Below are 18,189 nucleotides of genomic sequence, written 5' to 3' on the forward strand. Positions count from 1 at the left end.
GGCATTTAGACTCCCCCTGTGTTTGGTCGCCCGCACACCCGGGCGGCCGGGCACATGTCGCCCAACGGGGAGGGTGGAGTCTCCTCGTCATGTCCTCGTACGGGCGGCGCGGCTTCTCCATGCCCTTTGGGCGGCAGGTCCCAGTGGTCCTCCAGGAGGTGCCGTGCCAAGCAATCCCCTGCCTCTCCTCTTATCGCGGACACGCCGCGCCGTGGCGCTCGGAGCCGGTCTCGTCCTCGTCGGCGCGATCAGCCCGGCGGTCCCGGCGTCCGCGGCCCCCACTCCGGGGCCGGCGGCGGCGTCCACGAGCAAGTGGAAGGCGACCCCCCTCACCGCCGTCGACCGGGTCCAGGGAGCCAAGTCCCCCAGCGGCAAGCTGGCCAAGAGCGACACCGCGCTGTTCAAGGCGACCGGCAACACGCCGGTCAACGTGGTCGTCAAGCTCGACTACGACTCGCTGGCCGCCTACAAGGGCGGCGTCGACGACCTGAAGGGCACGAGCCCGTCGGTCACCGGCAAGAGCCTGGACATCAAGAGCGACGCCGCCAAGAAGTACGAGAAGCACATCGAGGGCGTCGAGAACGACTTCCTCAGCGCCCTCGGCAAGAACGTTCCGGGCGCGAGGGCCGGGCAGAGGCTGCGGACGGTCTACGGCGGCATCACCGTGCGACTGCCCGCCAACAAGGCCGTCGAGCTGCTGAAGCTCCCCGGCGTCGCGGCGGTGCAGGAGGACAAGCTCCAGAAGCCGCTGACCGACTCCAGCCCCGACTTCATCGGCGCCCCCACGATCTACAACCAGCTCGGCGGCAGCCCGTCCTCCGGCAAGGGCGTGATCTACGGGAACCTGGACTCCGGCGTCTGGCCCGAGCACCCGTCCTTCAAGGACCCGGGCAACCTGCCCGCTCCCCCGCCGACCAAGGACGGCACCCCGCGCGTCTGCGACTTCGGCGACAACCCGCTGACGCCCGCCACCGACGTCTTCGTCTGCAACAACAAGCTGATCGGCGGCAGGCCGTTCCTGGACACCTACAACGCCGTCTTCGGCGGCGAGGTGTACCCCGACAGCGCCCGTGACTCCAACGGCCACGGCACGCACACCGCGACGACCTCCGCGGGCGGCCCTGTCGCCGACGCCAACCCGCTCGGCATCAGCCGGGGACCGATCCACGGCATCGCGCCCGCCGCGGCCGTGTCGGTCTACAAGATCTGCGGCGCCGAGGGCTGCTTCCCGTCGGACTCGGCCGCGGCCGTGGGACGGGCCATCCTCGACGGCGTCCGGGTGATCAACTTCTCGATCTCCGGCGGCAGTGACCCGTACAGCGACCCGGTGGAGCTGGCGTTCCTCGACGCGTACGCGGCCGGCGTGTTCGTCTCGGCCTCCGCGGGCAACTCGGGCCCCGGCGCGGCGACCACGGACCACCACAGCCCCTGGGTGACCACCGTCGCCGCGTCCACGCAGACCCGGACCTACCGGTCGACCGTGACGCTGACCGGCGCCGGCGGTGCGACCGCCACGGTCTCGGGCGCCTCGATCACGGCGGGCATCAGCTCGCCGCTCCCCGTCGTGTCGGCCGCGGCCCCGCCGTACTCCGACCCGCTGTGTACGAGGACGCCCCCGCCGGGCCTGTTCGCCGGCAAGATCGTTCTCTGCCAGCGCGGCCCCGGCCGCGTCATGAAGGGCTTCACCGTCAAGCAGGGCGGCGCGGCCGGCATGATCATGTACAACGCGACGCCGCTCGACGTGATGACCGACAACCACTGGCTGCCGGCCGTCCACGTCGATCAGCCTGACAGCACGACCCTGCTGAACTTCCTGGCCGCCAACCCCGCGACCACCGCGAAGTTCACCCAGGGCACCAAGACCACCTGGCAGGGCGACGCCATGACCTCGTTCTCCTCGCGGGGACCGGGCGGCGACTTCCTCAAGCCGGACGTGACCGCGCCCGGCCTGCACATCCTCGCCGGTGGCACGCCGACGCCCGAGTCGGCCGCCGAAGGCCCCGCGGGCAACCTGTACCAGGCCATCGCGGGCACCTCGATGTCCTCGCCGCACGTGGCCGGGGCCGGCGCGCTGCTGTTCGCGCTGCACCCGGACTGGACGCCGGGCCAGGTCAAGTCCGCCCTGGAGACCACGGCCAAGACGTCGGTCACCAAGGAGGACCGGGTCACCCCGGCCGACCCGTTCGACTACGGCGGCGGTCGCATCGACCTCACCAAGGCCGGCGACCCGGGTCTGACGCTGGACGAGACCGCGGCCAACTACGCGGCCGCGGCAGGCGACTCGCTCAACCGCATCGACCTGAACCTGCCGTCGGTGAACGCGCCGATCATGCCGGGCGCGATCACGGCCAAGCGGACGGTCAAGAACGTCACCGACAAGACGCTCGTCTACACCGCCACCGGCACCGCCCCGAGCGGCGCCTCCGTGACGGTGCTGCCCCCGCTGTTCACCGTCAAGCCCGGCAAGACGCAGGACCTCACCGTCCTGATCGCCGCTCCCGACCTGCCCGACGGTCAGTACTTCGGCCAGGTCAACCTGAAGCAGGTCGGCGGCAGCCGTAACCTGCACCTGCCGGTGGCCTTCTACCGCCAGGAGGGCGCGGTCCCGGTCGACCAGACCTGCGCGCCGAGCACCATCGCCAAGAACACCGGCGAGTCCACCTGCACGGTCACCGTCGAGAACACCACGCTGAAGGACACCGAGGTCACCGCGCTGACCACGCTGGACTCCAAGCTGCGGCTCAACAGCGTGACCGGCGCGACCAAGGTCGGCAGCCAGATCGCCACGGCCAAGGCCGCACTCCCGGGCCGCCAGCCCGACAAGCCCGGCATCGCCCCGGGCACGGGCCCGGCGGGCTACCTGCCGCTCGACCTGTTCGGCATCACGCCGAACCCGATCGGCGACGAGGAAGCGATCAACTTCAACGTCCCGGGCTTCGTCTACGCGGGCAAGACCTACAACCGCATCGGCGTCGTCTCCAACGGCTACAGCATCCCCGGCGGCAGCTCCGGCTCGGCCGACGTGGACTTCGCGCCGCAGACGCTGCCGGACCCGGCGGCGCCCAACAACGTGCTGGCGTCCTACTGGACCGACCTGGACGGCACGGGCGCGCCGGGCGTCTACGCCGGTACGCTCACCGACGGCGTCGACACCTGGCTCGTCCTGGAGTGGCGCGTCCACCTGTTCGGCCAGACCGGGCTGAAGGCCTTCCAGCAGTGGATCGGCGTCAACGGCACCGAGGACATCACCTACGCCTACAACCCGTCCAACCTCCCCGGCGACCCCGGGCCGTCCTACGGGCTGACCGTGGGCGCCGAGAACGCCGAGGGCACGGCCGGCGGCCAGATCTCCGGGCCTCCGGTCGAGGACTACCGTGTGAGCAGCACCCCGGGCGCGCCCGGCGGCAAGCTGACCTACACGCTGAAGGTGAAGGGAGTGACGTCCGGCGTCGGCTCGATCACGACGGCGACGTCCACACCTGAGGTGAAGGGCGTCACGGTCGAGGTCGACAAGATCACCGTTCAGTAGGTCACGACCGGATAGTTCACCAGCACCACGACGACGGGGCCGGCATCCTACCGGCCCCGTCCGCGTGTCCGGGCGCCCTCCGGCCGTACGGCACGCTCGGAGATGTCCGGGCCCCGTCCGCGGCGGATGCTGAATCGACGGCAGGCGTCGGACAATGGGGGCCGGAAAGTGGCGCGGATGGCGGGAACGCGGGCGGTCGTGCTCGGGGGCAGCATGGCCGGGTTGCTGGCCGCGCGGGTGCTGGCCGAGTTCTACGACAAGGTGACGATCGTGGAGCGGGACGTCCTGCCGCGCGAGGCGGCGCAGCGGCGGGGCGTGCCGCAGGGGCACCACGTGCACGCGCTTCTCGCCCGGGGCGGGGAGGTGCTGGACGAGCTGTTCCCGGGGCTGACCGCCGAAGTGGTCGCCGCGGGCGCGCCCGCCGGGGACCTGCTGGGCGGGATCCGCTGGCTGCTGTCGGGCCACCGGATCAGCCGGGTCGACATCGGCCAGCCGGTGCTGTTCCCGAGCCGTCCCCTGCTCGAGGCGCACGTACGTGCGCGGGTGCTGGCGCTGCCGGGCGTATGGCTGTGCGACGGCCACGACATCGCGGGGCTGACCACCACCGCCGACCGCCGGACCGTCACCGGCGTGACCATGCGGGGGCCGGGCGGCGAGCTGCGCGGCATCCCCGCCGACCTGGTGGTCGACGCCTCCGGGCGGGGCTCGCGCACGCCGGTGTGGCTGGAGAAGCTGGGGTACCGGCCGCCACGGGTCGACAAGATCCACATCGGCGTGGGCTACGCGTCGCGCGCGTATCGCCTCGCGCCGGACGCGCTGCGCGGCGACCGTCTCATCCTGGCCAACTGGACCCCCGAGCACCCCCGCGCCGCCGCCGTGTCCGCGCAGGAGGACGGGCGGTTCCTGGTCACGCTGGCCGGGCTGCTCGGCGACCATCCGCCGACCGACCACGACGGCTTCCTCGCCTTCGCCGAAAGCCTGCCCTTCGACGACGTCCACCGGTTGATCGTGGACGGCGAGCCGCTCACCGATCCGGTCGCCATCCAGTACCCGGCCAACGTGCGGCGGCGCTACGAGAAGCTGTCGCGCTTCCCGGACGGGCTGCTCGTGCTCGGCGACGCCATCTGCGGGTTCAACCCGATCTACGGCCAGGGGATGACGGTCGCCTCCCTGGAGGCCGCGACCCTGCGCCGGCTGCTGTCCGGCGGGCGCGCGCCGGGCTGGAAGGCATACTTCAAGGCGGTCGCCAAGGTGGTGGACGTCCCCTGGGGCATCGCCACGGGCACCGACCTGGCCTTCCCGGGCGTGCGCGGGCGCCGTACGCCGAAGGTGCGCCTGGTGAACGCCTACCTGCCCCGGCTGCACGCGGCGGCGGTCGTCGATTCGTCGCTTTCGTCGGCGTTCGTCCGCGTCACCGGCCTGCTCGACCGCCCCGAGGGCCTGCTCCGCCCGGACCGCCTGCTCAAGGTGCTGCGCAAGCACCGCAAGGCCCCCGCGAGCGCCCTGCCGGCGACGGCCGTCGCGTCCGGCGAGCCGACAGGTGTCGCATCAAGCGAACCTGCGGCCCTCGCGTCCGGCGAGCCTGCGGTCGGCGCCGAGGCTCCGCGCTGACGGACCTCGATCGCGGGCTCGCCCCGAACGCCCTGCCGGGCTCCCGGCAGGGCGTTCTTCCGTTATCGCCCGCCCCCTTGTCGGCCTTCGCGATCTCAACTACCTTGATTTCATCACTCGTTGAGTTTGTCCGCCAGGGAGTCCGTGGTACCTATGGAACCCGCGATCGAGGTTCGTGATCTCGTGGTCGAACGTGGCAGGCGCCGCGTTCTGCACAGTTTGAGCTGTTCCATCCCGCGGGGCAGCGTCACCGGGCTGCTCGGCCCGAGCGGCAGCGGGAAGACCACCCTCATGCGCGCCATCGTCGGCGTGCAGACGGTGAAGTCGGGCACGGTCACCGTGCTCGGCATGCCGGCCGGGTCCGCCCCGCTGCGCGGCATGATCGGGTACCTCACGCAGGCGCCCAGCGTCTACGCCGACCTGACGGTCCGCGAGAACGCCCGCTACTTCGCCTCGCTCTACAAGGGCGTCACGGCGGACGACGCGGACGCGGCCGTGGCCGGCGTCGGTCTCGCCGACGCCGCCGGGCAGCTCGTCGGCGCCCTGTCCGGCGGGCAACGCGCCCGCGCGTCGCTGGCCTGCGCCCTGGTCGGCCGGCCGACGGTGCTGATCCTCGACGAGCCGACGGTCGGGCAGGACCCCGTCCTGCGCGACGAGCTGTGGCGGCGCTTCCGCGCGTTGGCCGCCCAGGGCACCACCGTCCTGGTCTCCAGCCACGTGATGGACGAGGCCGGCCGTTGCGACCGGCTGCTGCTCATCCGCGAGGGACGGCTCATCGCCGACGACGCGCCGGGCGCGATCCTGGCCGGGACCGGCACCGCCGACCTGGAGGCCGCCTTCCTCCACCTGATCCGCGCCGAGGCGGTGGTCTCGTGAACGCGCGCATCCTCGCCGCCACCACGGCGCGCATCCTGCGCCAGCTCCGCCACGACCGGCGCACCATGGCGCTCCTGGTCGTCGTGCCCGTCCTGCTGCTCGCACTGATCTACTACATGTTCCAGGACGTGCCCGGCGTCTTCGACCGCACCGGCCTGGTCATGCTCGGCGTCTTCCCGTTCACGATCATGTTCCTCATCACCAGCATCGCGATGCTGCGCGAGCGCACCACGGGCACGCTGGAACGGCTGCTCACCACGCCGATGGGCAAGCTGGACCTGCTGTTCGCCTACGGGCTCGCGTTCGGCGTCGCCGCCGCCGTCCAGGCCTCGATCGCCTCCGCCGTCGCCTACTGGCTGCTCGGGCTCGACACCTCGGGCGCGGTCGGCCTGGTGATCCTCATCGCGATCGCCAACGCCGTGCTCGGGGTCGCCCTCGGCCTGCTGTGCAGCGCGTTCGCCCGCACCGAGTTCCAGGCCGTGCAGTTCATGCCGATCGTGGTGATCCCCCAGATCCTCCTGTGCGGCCTGTTCGTCCCCCGGGACCAGATGGCGGGCTGGCTGGAGGCGATCAGCGGCGTGCTGCCGATGACGTACGCCGTCGAGGCCCTCCAGGAGGTCGGCGCGCACACCTCGGCCACCGGCACCCTCTGGCGCGACTTCACGATCATCGTCGCCTGCGTCATCGTGACCCTGACCCTCGCCGCCGCCACCCTCCGCCGCCGCACCGCCTAAACCACCACACCGCGCAGAGGCGCCCGCTCGCCTGTACGCGGTCATCAGCAGCCGTCCCGCGCATCGTTCATACGATGCCGGGGCGGCTTTTCATTTCCTCCTTCATTGACGAGTAATCGTGATTGAATTGCCCTCGCGACCGGCGGATTCATGCGCCGCCCCCCTTCTGGAAGGAAGACCCTGCGATGACAGTTTCTGGTTTACCCAACCGGCGGCCGACATTGCCGCCAGAGCTGAAAGGCCCGTTTTTCTCTGTTTAGAGAGGAAAGCAAATGAGCGTCCAAGCGTTCCCCGGCCCCGATTCCCCACGCGCGATCTTCGGCAACGAACTGCGCCGCCTCCGCGAGGCCGCGCAACTGTCGCAGGCCGCCGTCGCCGCACGCCTCGGCTGCACGCAGACGCAGGTCAGCCGCCTGGAGACCGCGACACGTACGCCATCGAAGTCCGACGCCGAGAAGCTGGACCGGCTCTTCGCCTCGGCGGGTGGCGCGTATTTCGCGGCCCTTCACCGGCGCATCACCATCCGTCCCGGCGGCCCGATCTGGTTCGCGGGCTGGGCCGAGGAGATCGAACCGCAGGCCATCGTCCTGCGCTCCTGGGACCCATTGCTGGTACCGGGCCTCCTCCAGACCGAGTCCTACGCCAGGGAACTGTTCAGTCGGGGACCGCAAGCAGATCCGGAAGAGGTGGAGAAAAGCGTCGTGGCCCGCATGCGACGCCGCCAGGTACTCGACAGACCAAATCCTCCGCTCGTCGTCGTTCTCATCGACGCCGGAGTTCTACGCCGCAACGTCGGCGGCGCGGCAGTGATGCGGGAACAACTCGGCTATCTAGCGGAAGTGGCCGATCGGCCGAACGTCACGATCCAGGTCGTCGACCCCGACTGCCTGGCCGGCCTGGCGGGTGCCTTCATGATTGCCGAGCTTCCGCACGGCCAACCGGAGGCCGTCCACGCGGACTCACCGGTGCAGGGACAAATCACTAGCAGCCGAGATTATGTGACGTCCATTCGGAACCGATATGAGGCGGTACGTGCCTGGGCCTATCCTGTGCACGTATCCCTGAGGATGATCGAGGAAGCGAGACTGGAATGGATGTGAGTGCCGCCGTCTGGCGGAAATCGTCGCGGTCTTCGGACAACGGCGGGCAGTGCGTCGAGGTCGCGGGCAACCTGCGCGGGGGCGTCGCGGTGCGCGACAGCAAAAACCCGCACGGGCCCGTGCTCCTCTTCACCACAGGCGAATGGCAGGCGTTCCTCAGCGGCCTGAAGCAGCACGGGGACCGCCAGTAGGGGCCAGGACGCCCCCGCCTCCGGCGGAAGAATGATTGCGCCGCGGCCCGGCCACCGGCGGTCAGGGCGGATCTCGGGGATCCGCAGCGGTCAGGGGCGGTCGCGGGAGTCCGCGCGGAGCAGCCGCTCCGGGCGGTCCTCCCTTACGGAGGTGACGCCCGGGAGGGAGGCGAGCGTCTTGGCGGACGTGCCGTCCGGGAGGACGACCACGACGCGGGCGGGCGGGAGTTCCCGGACCAGGACGGCGCCCGGGATCTCGGCCAGGCGCGCGCGGAACTCGGCGGCGGGGACCGAGATCCCGACGATGTAGGCCGTTCTCACGGACGCCTCTCGCGGTGTCCCGCGCACGGCCTTCCTGCCACGCTCACCCGTGCAGGTAGTCGACCAGGTAGGCCTTCTCGGCCTCCAGCTCTTCGATGGCGCTCTTGACGACGTCGCCGATGCTCACGATTCCGGCGAGGCGGCCGTCGGTGACCACGGGGACGTGGCGGACGCGGTGGTCGGTCATGGTCTGGCGCAGGTCGCCGGCGTCGGCGTCCGGCGTGCAGGTGCGGACGGGGGTGGTCATGATGGAGGACACCGGCTCGGTGAGGACGACGGGGCCGCGCCGGTGGAGGTGGCGGACGACGTCGCGCTCGGAGGCGATGCCGAGGATCGCCATGCCGTCCTCGGACACGACGGCGGCGCCGATGTTGTGGCCGGAGAAGATGGAGAGCAGTTCCGTTACCGTGGCCTGCGGGCGGACGGTCACCACCGTGCTTCCCTTGCGCCGCAGGATCGCGCTGATGAGCATCGACATCACCTCGTGATGCTGGGAACCCGGAGAGTACCTGTGACTTCCCCACCTGATGTCATCGTTAAGCGTTCCGCCCGGTAAAGCCGCACGGGTAGGGGCCGATTCCGGGTCGGCCCGAAGCCCCGGGGCGATGAGTACCATGCCACACACCATCGTCTCCCACGAGGACCGCAATGAGCGAACACCTGAACACCGGAAGCCACGACCTGCCCGTCTCCGACGCGCTGGCCGCCTTCATGACCACTGGCTGGGAGGACACCGGCCGCGCGGGCCTCACGCCGTCTCCCCTGGCGGCGTACACGGCCAAGCGGCGCGCCGCGCTCGTCCAGCGGTTCCCCGGCGAGCGGCTCGTGATCCCGTCGGGCACGCTCAAGGTGCGCAGCAACGACTGCGACCACCGCTTCCGCCCGCACAGCGCGTACGCCTACCTCACCGGCGGGCAGGAGCCGGACGACGTGCTGGTCATCGCGCCGTCGGGCCAGGCCACGCTGTTCACCCGCCCCCGCTCGCCCCGCTCCGCCGAGGGCGAGGCCGGGCAGGAGTTCTACCGCGACCGCAGGTACGGGGAGTTCTGGGTCGGCGCGCGTCCCACGCTGGAGGAGGCCGAGGCGCTCCACCAGATCGAGTGCGCGCGCCTCGACCGGCTGCCCGAGGCGCTGACCGGCCCCGCCCGGGTGCTGCGCGGCGTGGACGCGTCCGTGGACGCGCGCGTGCCCGAGCACGAGGGCGACGCCGAGCTGACCACGTTCCTGTCGGAGATGCGCCTGATCAAGGACGAATGGGAGATCGCCGAACTCCAGCACGCGGTCGACGCCACCGCCCGCGGCTTCGAGGACGTCGTGCGCGCGCTGCCCCGGGCGCTGACCCACCCGCGCGGCGAGCGCTACGTCGAGGGCGTCTTCGGCCTGCGCGCCCGGCTGGAGGGCAACGCCACCGGCTACGAGACGATCGCGGCCTCGGGCGCGCACGCCTGCGTGCTGCACTGGATCCGTAACGACGGCCGCCTGAACCCGGCCGAGCTGCTGCTGCTCGACGCGGGCGTCGAGACCGACGATCTGTACACCGCCGACATCACCCGCACCCTGCCGCTGTCCGGCCGCTTCGGCCCGGTCCAGCGGCAGGTGTACGAGCTGGTGTACGAGGCGCAGAACGCCGGCATCGCCGCGCTGCGGCCTGGGGCGCGCTTCCGCGACTTCCACCGGGCGGCGATGGCGGTGATCGCCGAGGGCCTGCGGGACTGGGGCGTGCTGTCCTCCGCCGAGGACGACCTGTACCGGCGCTACACGCTGTGCAGCAGCGGGCACATGCTCGGCCTGGACGTGCACGACTGCGCCAAGGCCCGCGCCTCGCAGTACCTGGACGGCGTGCTGGAGGCGGGCCAGGTGCTCACGGTCGAGCCGGGCCTGTACCTGCAGCCGGACGACCTGACGCTGCCGCGGGAGCTGCGCGGCATCGGCGTGCGCATCGAGGACGACCTGCTGATCACCGAGGACGGCGCCCGCCTGATGTCCTCGGCGCTGCCCCGCCGCCCGGACGAGGTCGAGTCGTGGATGGCCGCGCTCGCCGAACGCTGAGGCGGGTCACCGGGCGCTGCCCCTCCACACCTAGCGGAACGCCGGGATCCCCGTCATCGCCTGGCCGACCACCAGGGTGTGCATCTCGGTCGTTCCCTCGTACGTCAGGACCGACTCCAGATTGTTCATGTGGCGGATGACCGGGTACTCCAGCGAGATCCCGTTGGCGCCTAGGATCGTCCGCGCGGCGCGGCAGATCGTCAGAGCCTCCCGGACGTTGTTCAGCTTGGCGAGGCTGATCTGCGCGGGATGCAGCGTGCCCGCGTCCTTGCGGCGGCCGAGGTGGAGTGCCAGGAGAAGACCCTTCACATATTCGACGTTCATGTCGGCGAGCTTCTGCTGGGTCATCTGGAACGCGGCGAGGGGACGGCCGAACTGCTCACGGGTGCCCGCGTAGGAGAGCGCCGACGCGAGGGAGGAACGGGCCGCGCCGAGGGCGCCCCAGACGATTCCGTAGCGTGCCTCGTTCAGGCAGCTCAGCGGGCCCGCCAGGCCGCGGGCCTCGGGGAAGGCGCAGACGTCCGGGACGCGGACGCCCTCCAGGATGAGTTCGCTCGTCACGGACGCGCGCAGGGACATCTTGTGGCTGATCGCGGGGGCGGAGAAGCCCGGGGTTCCGGTGGGCACCGCGAATCCCCGGATTCCGTCGGCGGTCTGCGCCCAGACCACGGCCACGTCGGCGACCGACCCGTTGGTGATCCACATCTTGCGGCCGTCGATGACCCAGTCGCCGCCGTCGCGGACGGCCCGGGTCCGCATGGCAGCCGGGTCGGAGCCGCAGTCGGGTTCGGTGAGGCCGAAGCAGCCGATCAGGTCGCCGGAGGCCATGCCCGGGAGCCATCGCTGCCGGGTCTCCTCCGTGGCCCAGCGGTGGATCGCGTACATGGCCAGGGAGCCCTGGACGGACACCAGGGAGCGGATGCCCGAGTCCACCGCCTCCAGTTCCAGGCAGGCGAGTCCGTAGTCGGTGGCACTCATGCCGGGGCAGCCGTAGCCGTCCAGGTGCATGCCGAGGAGCCCCAGGGCGCCCAGTTCCCGGGCGAGTCCGCGGATGTCAGGGATCGCGCCGTCCTCGTACCACTGGGCGATGTGCGGTTGGATGCGGCGCTCGCACAGGGTCCGTACGGAGGCGCGCACCTCTTTCTCCTCCGGGGTCAGCAGGTCGTCGATCCCGGCCAAGTCGAGGGGGGCGGGCTGCGGCGGGCGGGCGGTCTTCACGGATCTCCTCCGGGTCAGGGGGCGGGGTGCCGGGCCAGGGCGATGGCCGCGGTAACGATGTCGTCCTCGGACAGCAGGACGTGGTCGGCGACAGGTCCGAGCGGGATGAAGCTGTCGGTGCCGGTGACCCGGGCGATCCGGCCGGGGTGGCCGCGGTCGAGGAGGGTGGCGACGACCTGCTCCGAGACGCCGCCGCTGCGGCGGGTCTCGTCGACCACGAGGATCCGGGTGTGTTCCCCGGCGGCGGCGAGCAGGGCGTCCTCGGGGAGCGGCGCGAGCCACTGGAGGTCCAGGACGGCGCAGTCGACGCCCTGTCGGGCGAGCGTGGCCGCGGCCCGCAGGCTCATCCGTACGCCGTTCCCAAAGGTGACCAGCAGCAGGTCCCGGCCGTCGCGCACCGGGCGTACGCGTCCCAGGGCGCACGTGTCGTCGTTCTCCCAGGCCGTGGGGGCGGGGTAAGGCGCCAGCCAGGCCGCGTCGCCATCGAACAGGTCCCGCTGGTGGTACAGCGCGATCGGTTCGAGGAACACACAGACCCGGCCCTCGGTGCGGGCGAGGGCCAGGCAGTGCCGGAGCAGTCCTCCGGCGGAGGCGGGGTGGCTGGGTACGGCGAGGACCAGTCCGGGGATGTCCCGGAGGACGGCGAGGGAGTTGTCGTTGTGGAAGTGGCCGCCGAAGCCCTTCTGGTACGCGAGGCCCGCGATCCGGACGACCATGCCGTTCTCGTACTGCCCGTTGGAGAAGAATCGCAGGCCGGCCGCCTCGCCGCGGAGCTGGTCCTCGGCGTTGTGCAGATAGGCGAGGTACTGGATCTCGGGGACGGGGAGGAATCCGGCGAGTGCGGAGCCGAGGGCGATGCCCAGGACGGTCTGTTCGTCGAGGAGGGTGTCGAAGACGCGGTCCGGGCCGAAGGTCTTCTGGAGGCCGCGGGTGACGCCGTAGATCCCGCCCTTGCGCGCGACGTCCTCCCCGAAGACCAGGGTGTCCGGGAGAGCGGCCATCGCGTCCTTGATGGTCTGGGCGAGTGTCTGCGGGGGCTCCTGTTCGGGGAGCCGGGCGCGGAAGACGTCGGTGCGGCCGGGAGCGGCCCGGAGTGAGACGCGGCGGCCTTCCTCGGGGGCGGTCCGGGTAAGGGGGGCGGTGACCGCCGGGGCAGAGGTGAGGTGGTCGCGGGGGATGCGGGCGGCGGTGTCCGCGACCTCGGCGCGTACCGCGTCGTACCGGTCGAGGATGTCCGCCGGGCTCATCACGCGCAGGCGGGTGAGGGTGCGGGCGGTCGCGAGGAGAGGGTCCTTGGCGTATTCGGCCTGGATCTCGCGGCGGGACCGGTAGGCGATCTCGGCGTCGGAGCCGGCGTGGCCCATGAGCCTGACGGTCTCCAGGTGGAGGACCGCCGGGCGGCGTTCGGTCCGGACGACGGCCGCCGCCTCATGGGCCGTGCGCAGCAGACGGCGGGGGTCGGTGCCCGAGCCGTGGAAGTAGTCGACGCCGGGGATGCTGCGGAGCAGGTTCTCCACCCAGCCGGCCGGGCTCTTGGTGCTGATACCGAGTCCGTTGTCCTCGCAGACGAACAGGATGGGAGGGGGATCCGGCGGTGGGCGCAGTACGCGGCGGCGTTGAGGGCGCCGAGGGCGGTGGAGTGGTTCGCGGAGGCGTCGCCGAAGCTGGTGATCACGACTGCGTCGGCGGGCCACGGGGAGTCGGCCCGGTGCCGGGCGCCGCTGTCGAGGGCGTAGGCGAGGCCGAAAGCCCGGGGAAGGTGGGACGCGATGGTGGAGGTCTGGGGGATGACGTGGAGCGGGACGCTGCCGAAGACCTTGTGCCGTCCACCCGAGATGGGGTCGCTGGTCGAGGACATGGCGCCGCTGAGGATGTCGTGGGCAGCGGAGGTGCCGGGGACCTGGCCCGCGCGTGCGGCGTAGAAGCCACCGGACCGGTAGTGCAGGAGGGCGGGGTCGGTGGGACGCAGGGCGAGGGCGACGGCCGCGTTGGACTCGTGGCCGGACGAGCCGATGGTGTAGAAGACCTCGCCGCGGGCCTGGAGGGCGCGGCAGGCGAAGTCCGTGTGTCGGCTGAGGAGTTGGGCCTCGAAACAGGCCAGCAGTTCCTGGCGCTCCCGGGGTGACAGGACTCTGGGGCACTGTTCCGGGACTCCGGGGTCGCGCTCGGCTCCGGCGGCGGTCTCGCGCATCCGGCGCACGAAATGCCCGTCGATGGTCTCCATGTCCACACTCCTTGGCTGCCCGTCCAGTCTGTGGCGCGGCACCAGGCCGTGACGACCGTCCGAAGCCGCGGGCTCATGGGCCAAGCACCAGCGATGCTTGCTCTTACCTGTCCACCGGGGCGATGATCGGTGGGGCATGCGACGGCGCAGGAGAGGACTCGAAACGTGATCAACCCGGTGCATCTGCGGACCCTGGGGGCCGTCGTACGGACCGGTTCGTTCGCGACCGCGGCGAGGGAGCTGGGGTACACCTCGTCGGCGGTCTCGCAGCAGATGTCGGCGCTGGAACGGGATGTACGGATGCGGCTGTTCGACCGGCACGCCCGGTCGGTCCGGCCGACCCCGGCGGCCGAACTCCTGGTGCGGCGCGCGGCGGAGGCCCTGGCCCTGCTCGACGGTCTGGAGGCCGACGTCCGGTCGATGGCCGAGGGGCGGCTGGGACATCTGCGGATCGGGAGCTTCCCGACCGCGAGCGAGTATCTGCTACCGACGGCCATCGCCGAAATCGCCCGTCGGCTCCCCGAGGTGTCCATCGAACTGGAGGAGGGCGAGCCCGACCGGCTCCTCCCCCTGGTGTCCGACCGGGTGCTCGACCTCGCCCTGGTGTACGCGTACGACACCGTGCCCCGGGCCTGGCCCCGGGAGGTGCGGCGGACCACCGTGTCCAGCGAGGACCTGGTGCTGATGGTGCCGGACGATCACCGCCTGTCCGAATCGGCCGCGCTGGACGATCTGCGGGAGGAGTCCTGGATCTCGACGACCGTGGGCACGGGCGGGTCGGCCTGTCTGCACCGGCTGTGCGGCGCCGAGGGGTTCGTGCCCAAGGTCGACTTCCGTACCAACGACTACGACGTCGTCCGAAGCCTCGTCGCGGCCGGGCTTGGGGTGGCCCTGGTGCCCCGGCTCGGTGCCCAGCCCGGTCCGGGGGTCCGGGCGGTCCGGCTGCGGGACTGCACGGCGCGACGGCAGGTGATCGCGGTCCGGCGACGCGTCGATCCGAGTCCCGCGGTGGAGCTGGCCCTGAGCACGATCGCGGAGGTAGCCCGGCGGCGGATGCCGGAGCCCGGTCCGAACGAGGGCAAGATCTGCTGAGTCTCGGCGGACCGACTGTCGTCCTCCGGGGCCTGCCGTCCGCCGCGTACGTCCCGCAGGGTGGGAGCCATTGATCCGACGGAAGGAGGCGGACCCGTGGCCCGAGACACCCTGGAACTGATGGACGCGTGGGGACCGGAGAAGGTGGTCTGTGTGTCCGACCGCCGAACAGGTATGCGCGGCGTCCTGGTCATCGACAACACCGCCCGCGGCATGGGCAAGGGCGGCACCCGGATGAGCCCGGACCTCGACGTCGAGGAGGTCGCACGGCTGGCCCGGACGATGACCTGGAAGTGGGCGGCCTGCGACCTGTTCCACGGCGGTGCCAAGGCGGGGATCCTCGGTGATCCGACGGCGCCCGGCAAGGAGGGCGTCCTGCGCGCCTTCGCCCGCGCCCTGGCGAACGAGGTGCCCGGTGAGTACGTCTTCGGCCTGGACATGGGGTTGAGCGAGGAGGACGCGGCGGTCTTCGTGGACGAACTCCGCGACCGCGGGGTGGCCGTCGGTCTGCCCGCGAGCCTGGGCGGACTGCCGTACGACCGGCTCGGGCTGACCGGGTTCGGGGTCGCGGAGGCCGTGGACGCGGCGGCCCGGGAGCTGGATCTGCCGCTGCACGGAGCGCGCGTGACCGTCCAGGGGTTCGGGGCCGTCGGCCAGGCCGTCGCGGAACGCCTGGTCGCGCTGGGGGCCGTGGTCGTCGCCGTGTCCACCGCCCGGGGTTCCGTGACCGACCCGGACGGCCTGGACATCGCGCGTCTCGTGGCCGCCCGGGATGCGTACGGCGAGGACTGCGTCCTGCACTGCGGCGGCGGCACGGACACGGAGACCGCCCTGACCGCCGACTGCGACATCATGGTCCCAGCGGCCAGGGAGGACCTCATCGGCGAGGAGGTGGCCACGCGGACGACGGCCCGGCTCGTCGTGGAGGCCGCGAACCTGCCGACCACCCCGGCGGCGAAACGCGTCCTCTTCGAGCGCGGGGTCATGGTCGTCCCGGACTTCATCGCCAACGCCGGGGGGATCGTGGCCGCGGCACACTCCATGGAGGCCCGGCGCTCGCCGTTCACCGTCGACCCGGGCACGGTCCGGGAGATGATCTCGGAGCGGATGCGGGCCAACACCGCCCAGGTCGTCCGGGAGAGCCTGACCCGTGCCCTGGCCCCCCATGACACGGCCAGAGCTCTGGCCGAGGAGCGGGTCCGCGCCGCGATGCGGGCGCGCGGTCAGTGCCCGGACCGCTGACGGACCGTCACGGGAGCAGCCCCGCGCGGAGGGTGTCCATGCCGACGTTCCCGAGCGCTAGGGCCTCCCTCGGCGAGGGCGTCGATGGCGGTGGGGACGCGGGCGGCGAGTTCAGTCATCGCGCCGCCCGGTTCCTTCGAGCCATGCCGATTCGGCCCGGGGCGCGGAGGCGAGGAGCTGGATCGTGTACGGAGCCCGCGGGTTGTCGATCACCTGCGCGGTCGCGCCGGACTCGACCACCCGGCCCCGGTGCATGACGTACAGGCGTTCCGTCACCTGTCGGACGACGGCCAGGTCATGGGTGATGAAGAGGTAGCCGAGGTCGTGTTCGTCGCGCAGCCGGACCAGGAGATTGAGGATCTGGGCCTGTACGGACACGTCGAGGGCGGACACGGACTCGTCGCAGATGAGGATCTTGGGGCGGGTCGCGAGGGCGCGGGCGATCGCGACCCGCTGCCGCATGCCGCCGGACAGGGCTGCGGGCCGCTTCTGGGCGTACGCGGAGGCGAGTCCCACCTCGTCCAGGAGCCGTTCGACCTCGGCGCCGACGTTCTTGGCATCCGGCCGGTGGGTGGTGATGGCCTCGGCGAGGGTCCAGCCGACGGACCGCAGGGGGTTGAGGCTGGAGTACGGGTCCTGGAAGACGATCTGGACGGTCCGGCGGATCCGCCGCAGGTCGGACCGGCTGAGCCGGCCCCAGTCGGTGACCGGGATACCGTCGATGGCGATCGTCCCGGTGGTGGGCTTCTCCAGGCCGACCAGGACCCGGGCCAGGGTGGACTTGCCGGATCCGGACTCGCCGACGATGCCGACGCTCTCGTGCTGCGCCACCGTGACCGAGACGTCGTCCAGGGCGTGGACCGGCCCTCCCCCGGCGCCGGTGAACACCTTGGAGATCCCGACGCCGGACAGCACCGGTTCCTTCTCCGGGGTGTCGTCGGAGAAGGGGAGGTCCTGGCCGGCCCGTTCCCGCAGGCGTGTCATCTCGGTCCGGGCCGCCGTGAGGCGGGCGCAGGCCGACCAGCGGCCAGGGGTGACCTCCAGCAGGGGCGGGGTGCCGTCCTGGCAGACGTCCGTCGCCCACGGGCACCGGGAGACGAACACACAGCCCCCGGCGACCTCGTCCGGTGCGGGGACCGAGCCCGGGATGGACACCAACTCGCCGACGCGCCGGTCCACCGGGGGTTCGGCGAGCAGCAGGGCGTTCGTGTACGGGTGCAGCGGTTCGGCGTCGATGTCCGCGGCGCGGGCGCTCTCCACGACCGAGCCCGCGTACAGGACGTGCAGCCGGTCGCACATGGCGAAGGCGACGCGCAGGTCGTGGGTGATGAGGATCAGGGCCATGCCGCGGTCGGCCTGGATGCGTTTGATCAGGGACAGGATCTCGCGCTGGGTGGTGACGTCCAGGGCGGTGGTGGGTTCGTCGGCGATCAGGATGCGGGGGTCGCCGGCGAGGGCGGCGGCGATACCCACGCGCTGCCGCATTCCGCCGGACATCTGGAAGGGGTAGCGGTCGACGACGGTGGCGTCGTCGATGCCGACCTCGCGCAGCCGGCGGACGGACTCCTCGCGCAGGGCCCGGCGGCCGGTCACCCCGCCGTGGCGGCGCAGCGAGGCGCCGATGATGTCGCCGCAGGTCGCTATGGGGTTGAGCATGGTGAACGGGTCCTGCATGATCATGCTGATCTCGGTGCCGCGTACGGTCCTGCGCCAGGCGCGCTCGGACAGTCCGAGCAGGTCGCGGTCGCCGTAGCGCACCTCGCCGGTGGCCGCCAGCCCCCGGGGCAGGAGGCCCAGGACGGCCCGCATGGTGATCGACTTGCCGCTGCCGGACTCGCCGACGACGCCGACGGTCTCGCCCGCGGCGACCTCCAGACCGACGCCGGAGACGACGGTCCGGGAGCCGCCGGGGCCCTGCCGCTCGACCCGGAGGCCGCTGACCGACAGGAGCGGCTGACGGGTGTCCTGGGCCGTGGTTCTCATGCCGGTCCCCTCGCTGTGG

At 71.7% G+C, this 18,189-nt stretch carries 14 protein-coding genes and 1 pseudogene; 9 read left to right on the forward strand and 6 right to left on the reverse strand.

Annotated elements, in window-relative coordinates; translation table 11 throughout:
- Positions 1-163 precede the first annotated feature (163 nt).
- The 6 genes from AB0M95_RS11530 (at position 164) to AB0M95_RS11555 (ending at position 8,041) form a co-directional block, all read left to right on the forward strand.
- Positions 164-3,529 carry a S8 family serine peptidase gene (locus AB0M95_RS11530; RefSeq protein WP_363762268.1) on the forward strand — a complete coding sequence of 1,122 codons (3,366 nt, stop codon included), beginning with the start codon at positions 164-166 and terminating at the stop codon, positions 3,527-3,529.
- A gap of 177 nt (positions 3,530-3,706) precedes the next feature.
- Positions 3,707-5,140: an FAD-binding monooxygenase gene (locus AB0M95_RS11535; RefSeq protein WP_363762270.1), complete on the forward strand. Its 1,434-nt coding sequence runs from the start codon at positions 3,707-3,709 to the stop codon at positions 5,138-5,140.
- 153 nt (positions 5,141-5,293) lie between these two features.
- The gene (locus AB0M95_RS11540) at positions 5,294-6,016 is read left to right on the forward strand and encodes an ABC transporter ATP-binding protein (protein ID WP_363762272.1); all 723 of its coding nucleotides are present in this window, start codon (positions 5,294-5,296) and stop codon (positions 6,014-6,016) included.
- On the forward strand, positions 6,013-6,750 hold the full coding sequence (locus AB0M95_RS11545; RefSeq protein ID WP_363762274.1) for an ABC transporter permease: 738 nt from the start codon (positions 6,013-6,015) through the stop codon (positions 6,748-6,750). The genes AB0M95_RS11540 and AB0M95_RS11545 overlap by 4 nt, the downstream gene beginning before the upstream one ends.
- A gap of 272 nt (positions 6,751-7,022) precedes the next feature.
- Complete coding sequence (locus AB0M95_RS11550) at positions 7,023-7,850, forward strand: helix-turn-helix transcriptional regulator (RefSeq protein WP_363762276.1); 828 nt, start codon at positions 7,023-7,025, stop codon at positions 7,848-7,850.
- Positions 7,841-8,041, forward strand: coding sequence for a DUF397 domain-containing protein (locus AB0M95_RS11555; RefSeq protein ID WP_363762278.1), 201 nt, complete (start codon positions 7,841-7,843; stop codon positions 8,039-8,041). Before AB0M95_RS11550 ends, AB0M95_RS11555 begins: the two co-directional genes overlap by 10 nt.
- Positions 8,042-8,131: 90 nt before the next feature.
- Here AB0M95_RS11555 and AB0M95_RS11560 read toward each other — a convergent pair whose 3' ends face one another.
- Both AB0M95_RS11560 and AB0M95_RS11565 read right to left on the reverse strand, forming a co-directional pair.
- Positions 8,132-8,362, reverse strand: coding sequence for a hypothetical protein (locus AB0M95_RS11560; RefSeq protein WP_363762280.1), 231 nt, complete (start codon positions 8,360-8,362; stop codon positions 8,132-8,134).
- Positions 8,363-8,405: 43 nt separating this feature from the next.
- Positions 8,406-8,834, reverse strand: a complete 429-nt coding sequence (locus tag AB0M95_RS11565) for a CBS domain-containing protein (protein ID WP_363762282.1) — start codon at positions 8,832-8,834, stop codon at positions 8,406-8,408.
- 176 nt (positions 8,835-9,010) lie between these two features.
- On the opposite strand from AB0M95_RS11565, the gene AB0M95_RS11570 reads away from it, so the two are divergent.
- Positions 9,011-10,411 carry an aminopeptidase P family protein gene (locus tag AB0M95_RS11570; RefSeq protein WP_363762284.1) on the forward strand — a complete coding sequence of 467 codons (1,401 nt, stop codon included), beginning with the start codon at positions 9,011-9,013 and terminating at the stop codon, positions 10,409-10,411.
- A gap of 30 nt (positions 10,412-10,441) precedes the next feature.
- Here AB0M95_RS11570 and AB0M95_RS11575 read toward each other — a convergent pair whose 3' ends face one another.
- The 3 genes and pseudogenes from AB0M95_RS11575 to AB0M95_RS11585 form a co-directional block, all read right to left on the reverse strand.
- Positions 10,442-11,629, reverse strand: a complete 1,188-nt coding sequence (locus tag AB0M95_RS11575; RefSeq protein ID WP_363762286.1) for an acyl-CoA dehydrogenase family protein — start codon at positions 11,627-11,629, stop codon at positions 10,442-10,444.
- A gap of 14 nt (positions 11,630-11,643) precedes the next feature.
- Positions 11,644-13,323 carry a transketolase C-terminal domain-containing protein gene (locus tag AB0M95_RS11580; RefSeq protein WP_363762288.1) on the reverse strand — a complete coding sequence of 560 codons (1,680 nt, stop codon included), beginning with the start codon at positions 13,321-13,323 and terminating at the stop codon, positions 11,644-11,646.
- Positions 13,293-14,036, reverse strand: a pseudogene (locus AB0M95_RS11585) (hypothetical protein); the annotation flags it as partial. The gene AB0M95_RS11580 and the pseudogene AB0M95_RS11585, both read right to left, overlap by 31 nt.
- On the opposite strand from AB0M95_RS11585, the gene AB0M95_RS11590 reads away from it, so the two are divergent.
- The gene (locus tag AB0M95_RS11590) at positions 14,019-14,945 is read left to right on the forward strand and encodes a LysR family transcriptional regulator (protein ID WP_363762290.1); all 927 of its coding nucleotides are present in this window, start codon (positions 14,019-14,021) and stop codon (positions 14,943-14,945) included. The pseudogene AB0M95_RS11585 and the gene AB0M95_RS11590 sit on opposite strands and share 18 nt — an antisense overlap.
- 96 nt (positions 14,946-15,041) lie before the next feature.
- Positions 15,042-16,187, forward strand: a complete 1,146-nt coding sequence (locus AB0M95_RS11595; RefSeq protein ID WP_363762292.1) for a Glu/Leu/Phe/Val dehydrogenase dimerization domain-containing protein — start codon at positions 15,042-15,044, stop codon at positions 16,185-16,187.
- Between the two features lie 111 nt (positions 16,188-16,298).
- Here the strand turns inward: AB0M95_RS11595 and AB0M95_RS11600 are convergent, their stop codons facing one another.
- Positions 16,299-18,170: an ABC transporter ATP-binding protein gene (locus AB0M95_RS11600; RefSeq protein ID WP_363762294.1), complete on the reverse strand. Its 1,872-nt coding sequence runs from the start codon at positions 18,168-18,170 to the stop codon at positions 16,299-16,301.
- Between the last annotated feature and the right edge of the window lie 19 nt (positions 18,171-18,189).

This window comes from Sphaerisporangium sp. NPDC051017, assembly GCF_040683095.1.
Taxonomy (GTDB): domain Bacteria; phylum Actinomycetota; class Actinomycetes; order Streptosporangiales; family Streptosporangiaceae; genus Sphaerisporangium.

Excerpts from the sequence above, each read along its gene's own strand:
- AB0M95_RS11535 (WP_363762270.1), top strand. The coding sequence starts at position 3,707 with ATGGCGGGAACGCGGGCGGTCGTGCTCGGGGGCAGCATGGCCGGGTTG.
- AB0M95_RS11540 (WP_363762272.1), top strand. The coding sequence starts at position 5,294 with ATGGAACCCGCGATCGAGGTTCGTGATCTCGTGGTCGAACGTGGCAGG.
- AB0M95_RS11550 (WP_363762276.1), top strand. The coding sequence starts at position 7,023 with ATGAGCGTCCAAGCGTTCCCCGGCCCCGATTCCCCACGCGCGATCTTC.
- AB0M95_RS11555 (WP_363762278.1), top strand. The coding sequence starts at position 7,841 with ATGGATGTGAGTGCCGCCGTCTGGCGGAAATCGTCGCGGTCTTCGGAC.
- AB0M95_RS11565 (WP_363762282.1), bottom strand. The coding sequence starts at position 8,834 with ATGCTCATCAGCGCGATCCTGCGGCGCAAGGGAAGCACGGTGGTGACC.
- AB0M95_RS11570 (WP_363762284.1), top strand. The coding sequence starts at position 9,011 with ATGAGCGAACACCTGAACACCGGAAGCCACGACCTGCCCGTCTCCGAC.
- AB0M95_RS11600 (WP_363762294.1), bottom strand. The coding sequence starts at position 18,170 with ATGAGAACCACGGCCCAGGACACCCGTCAGCCGCTCCTGTCGGTCAGC.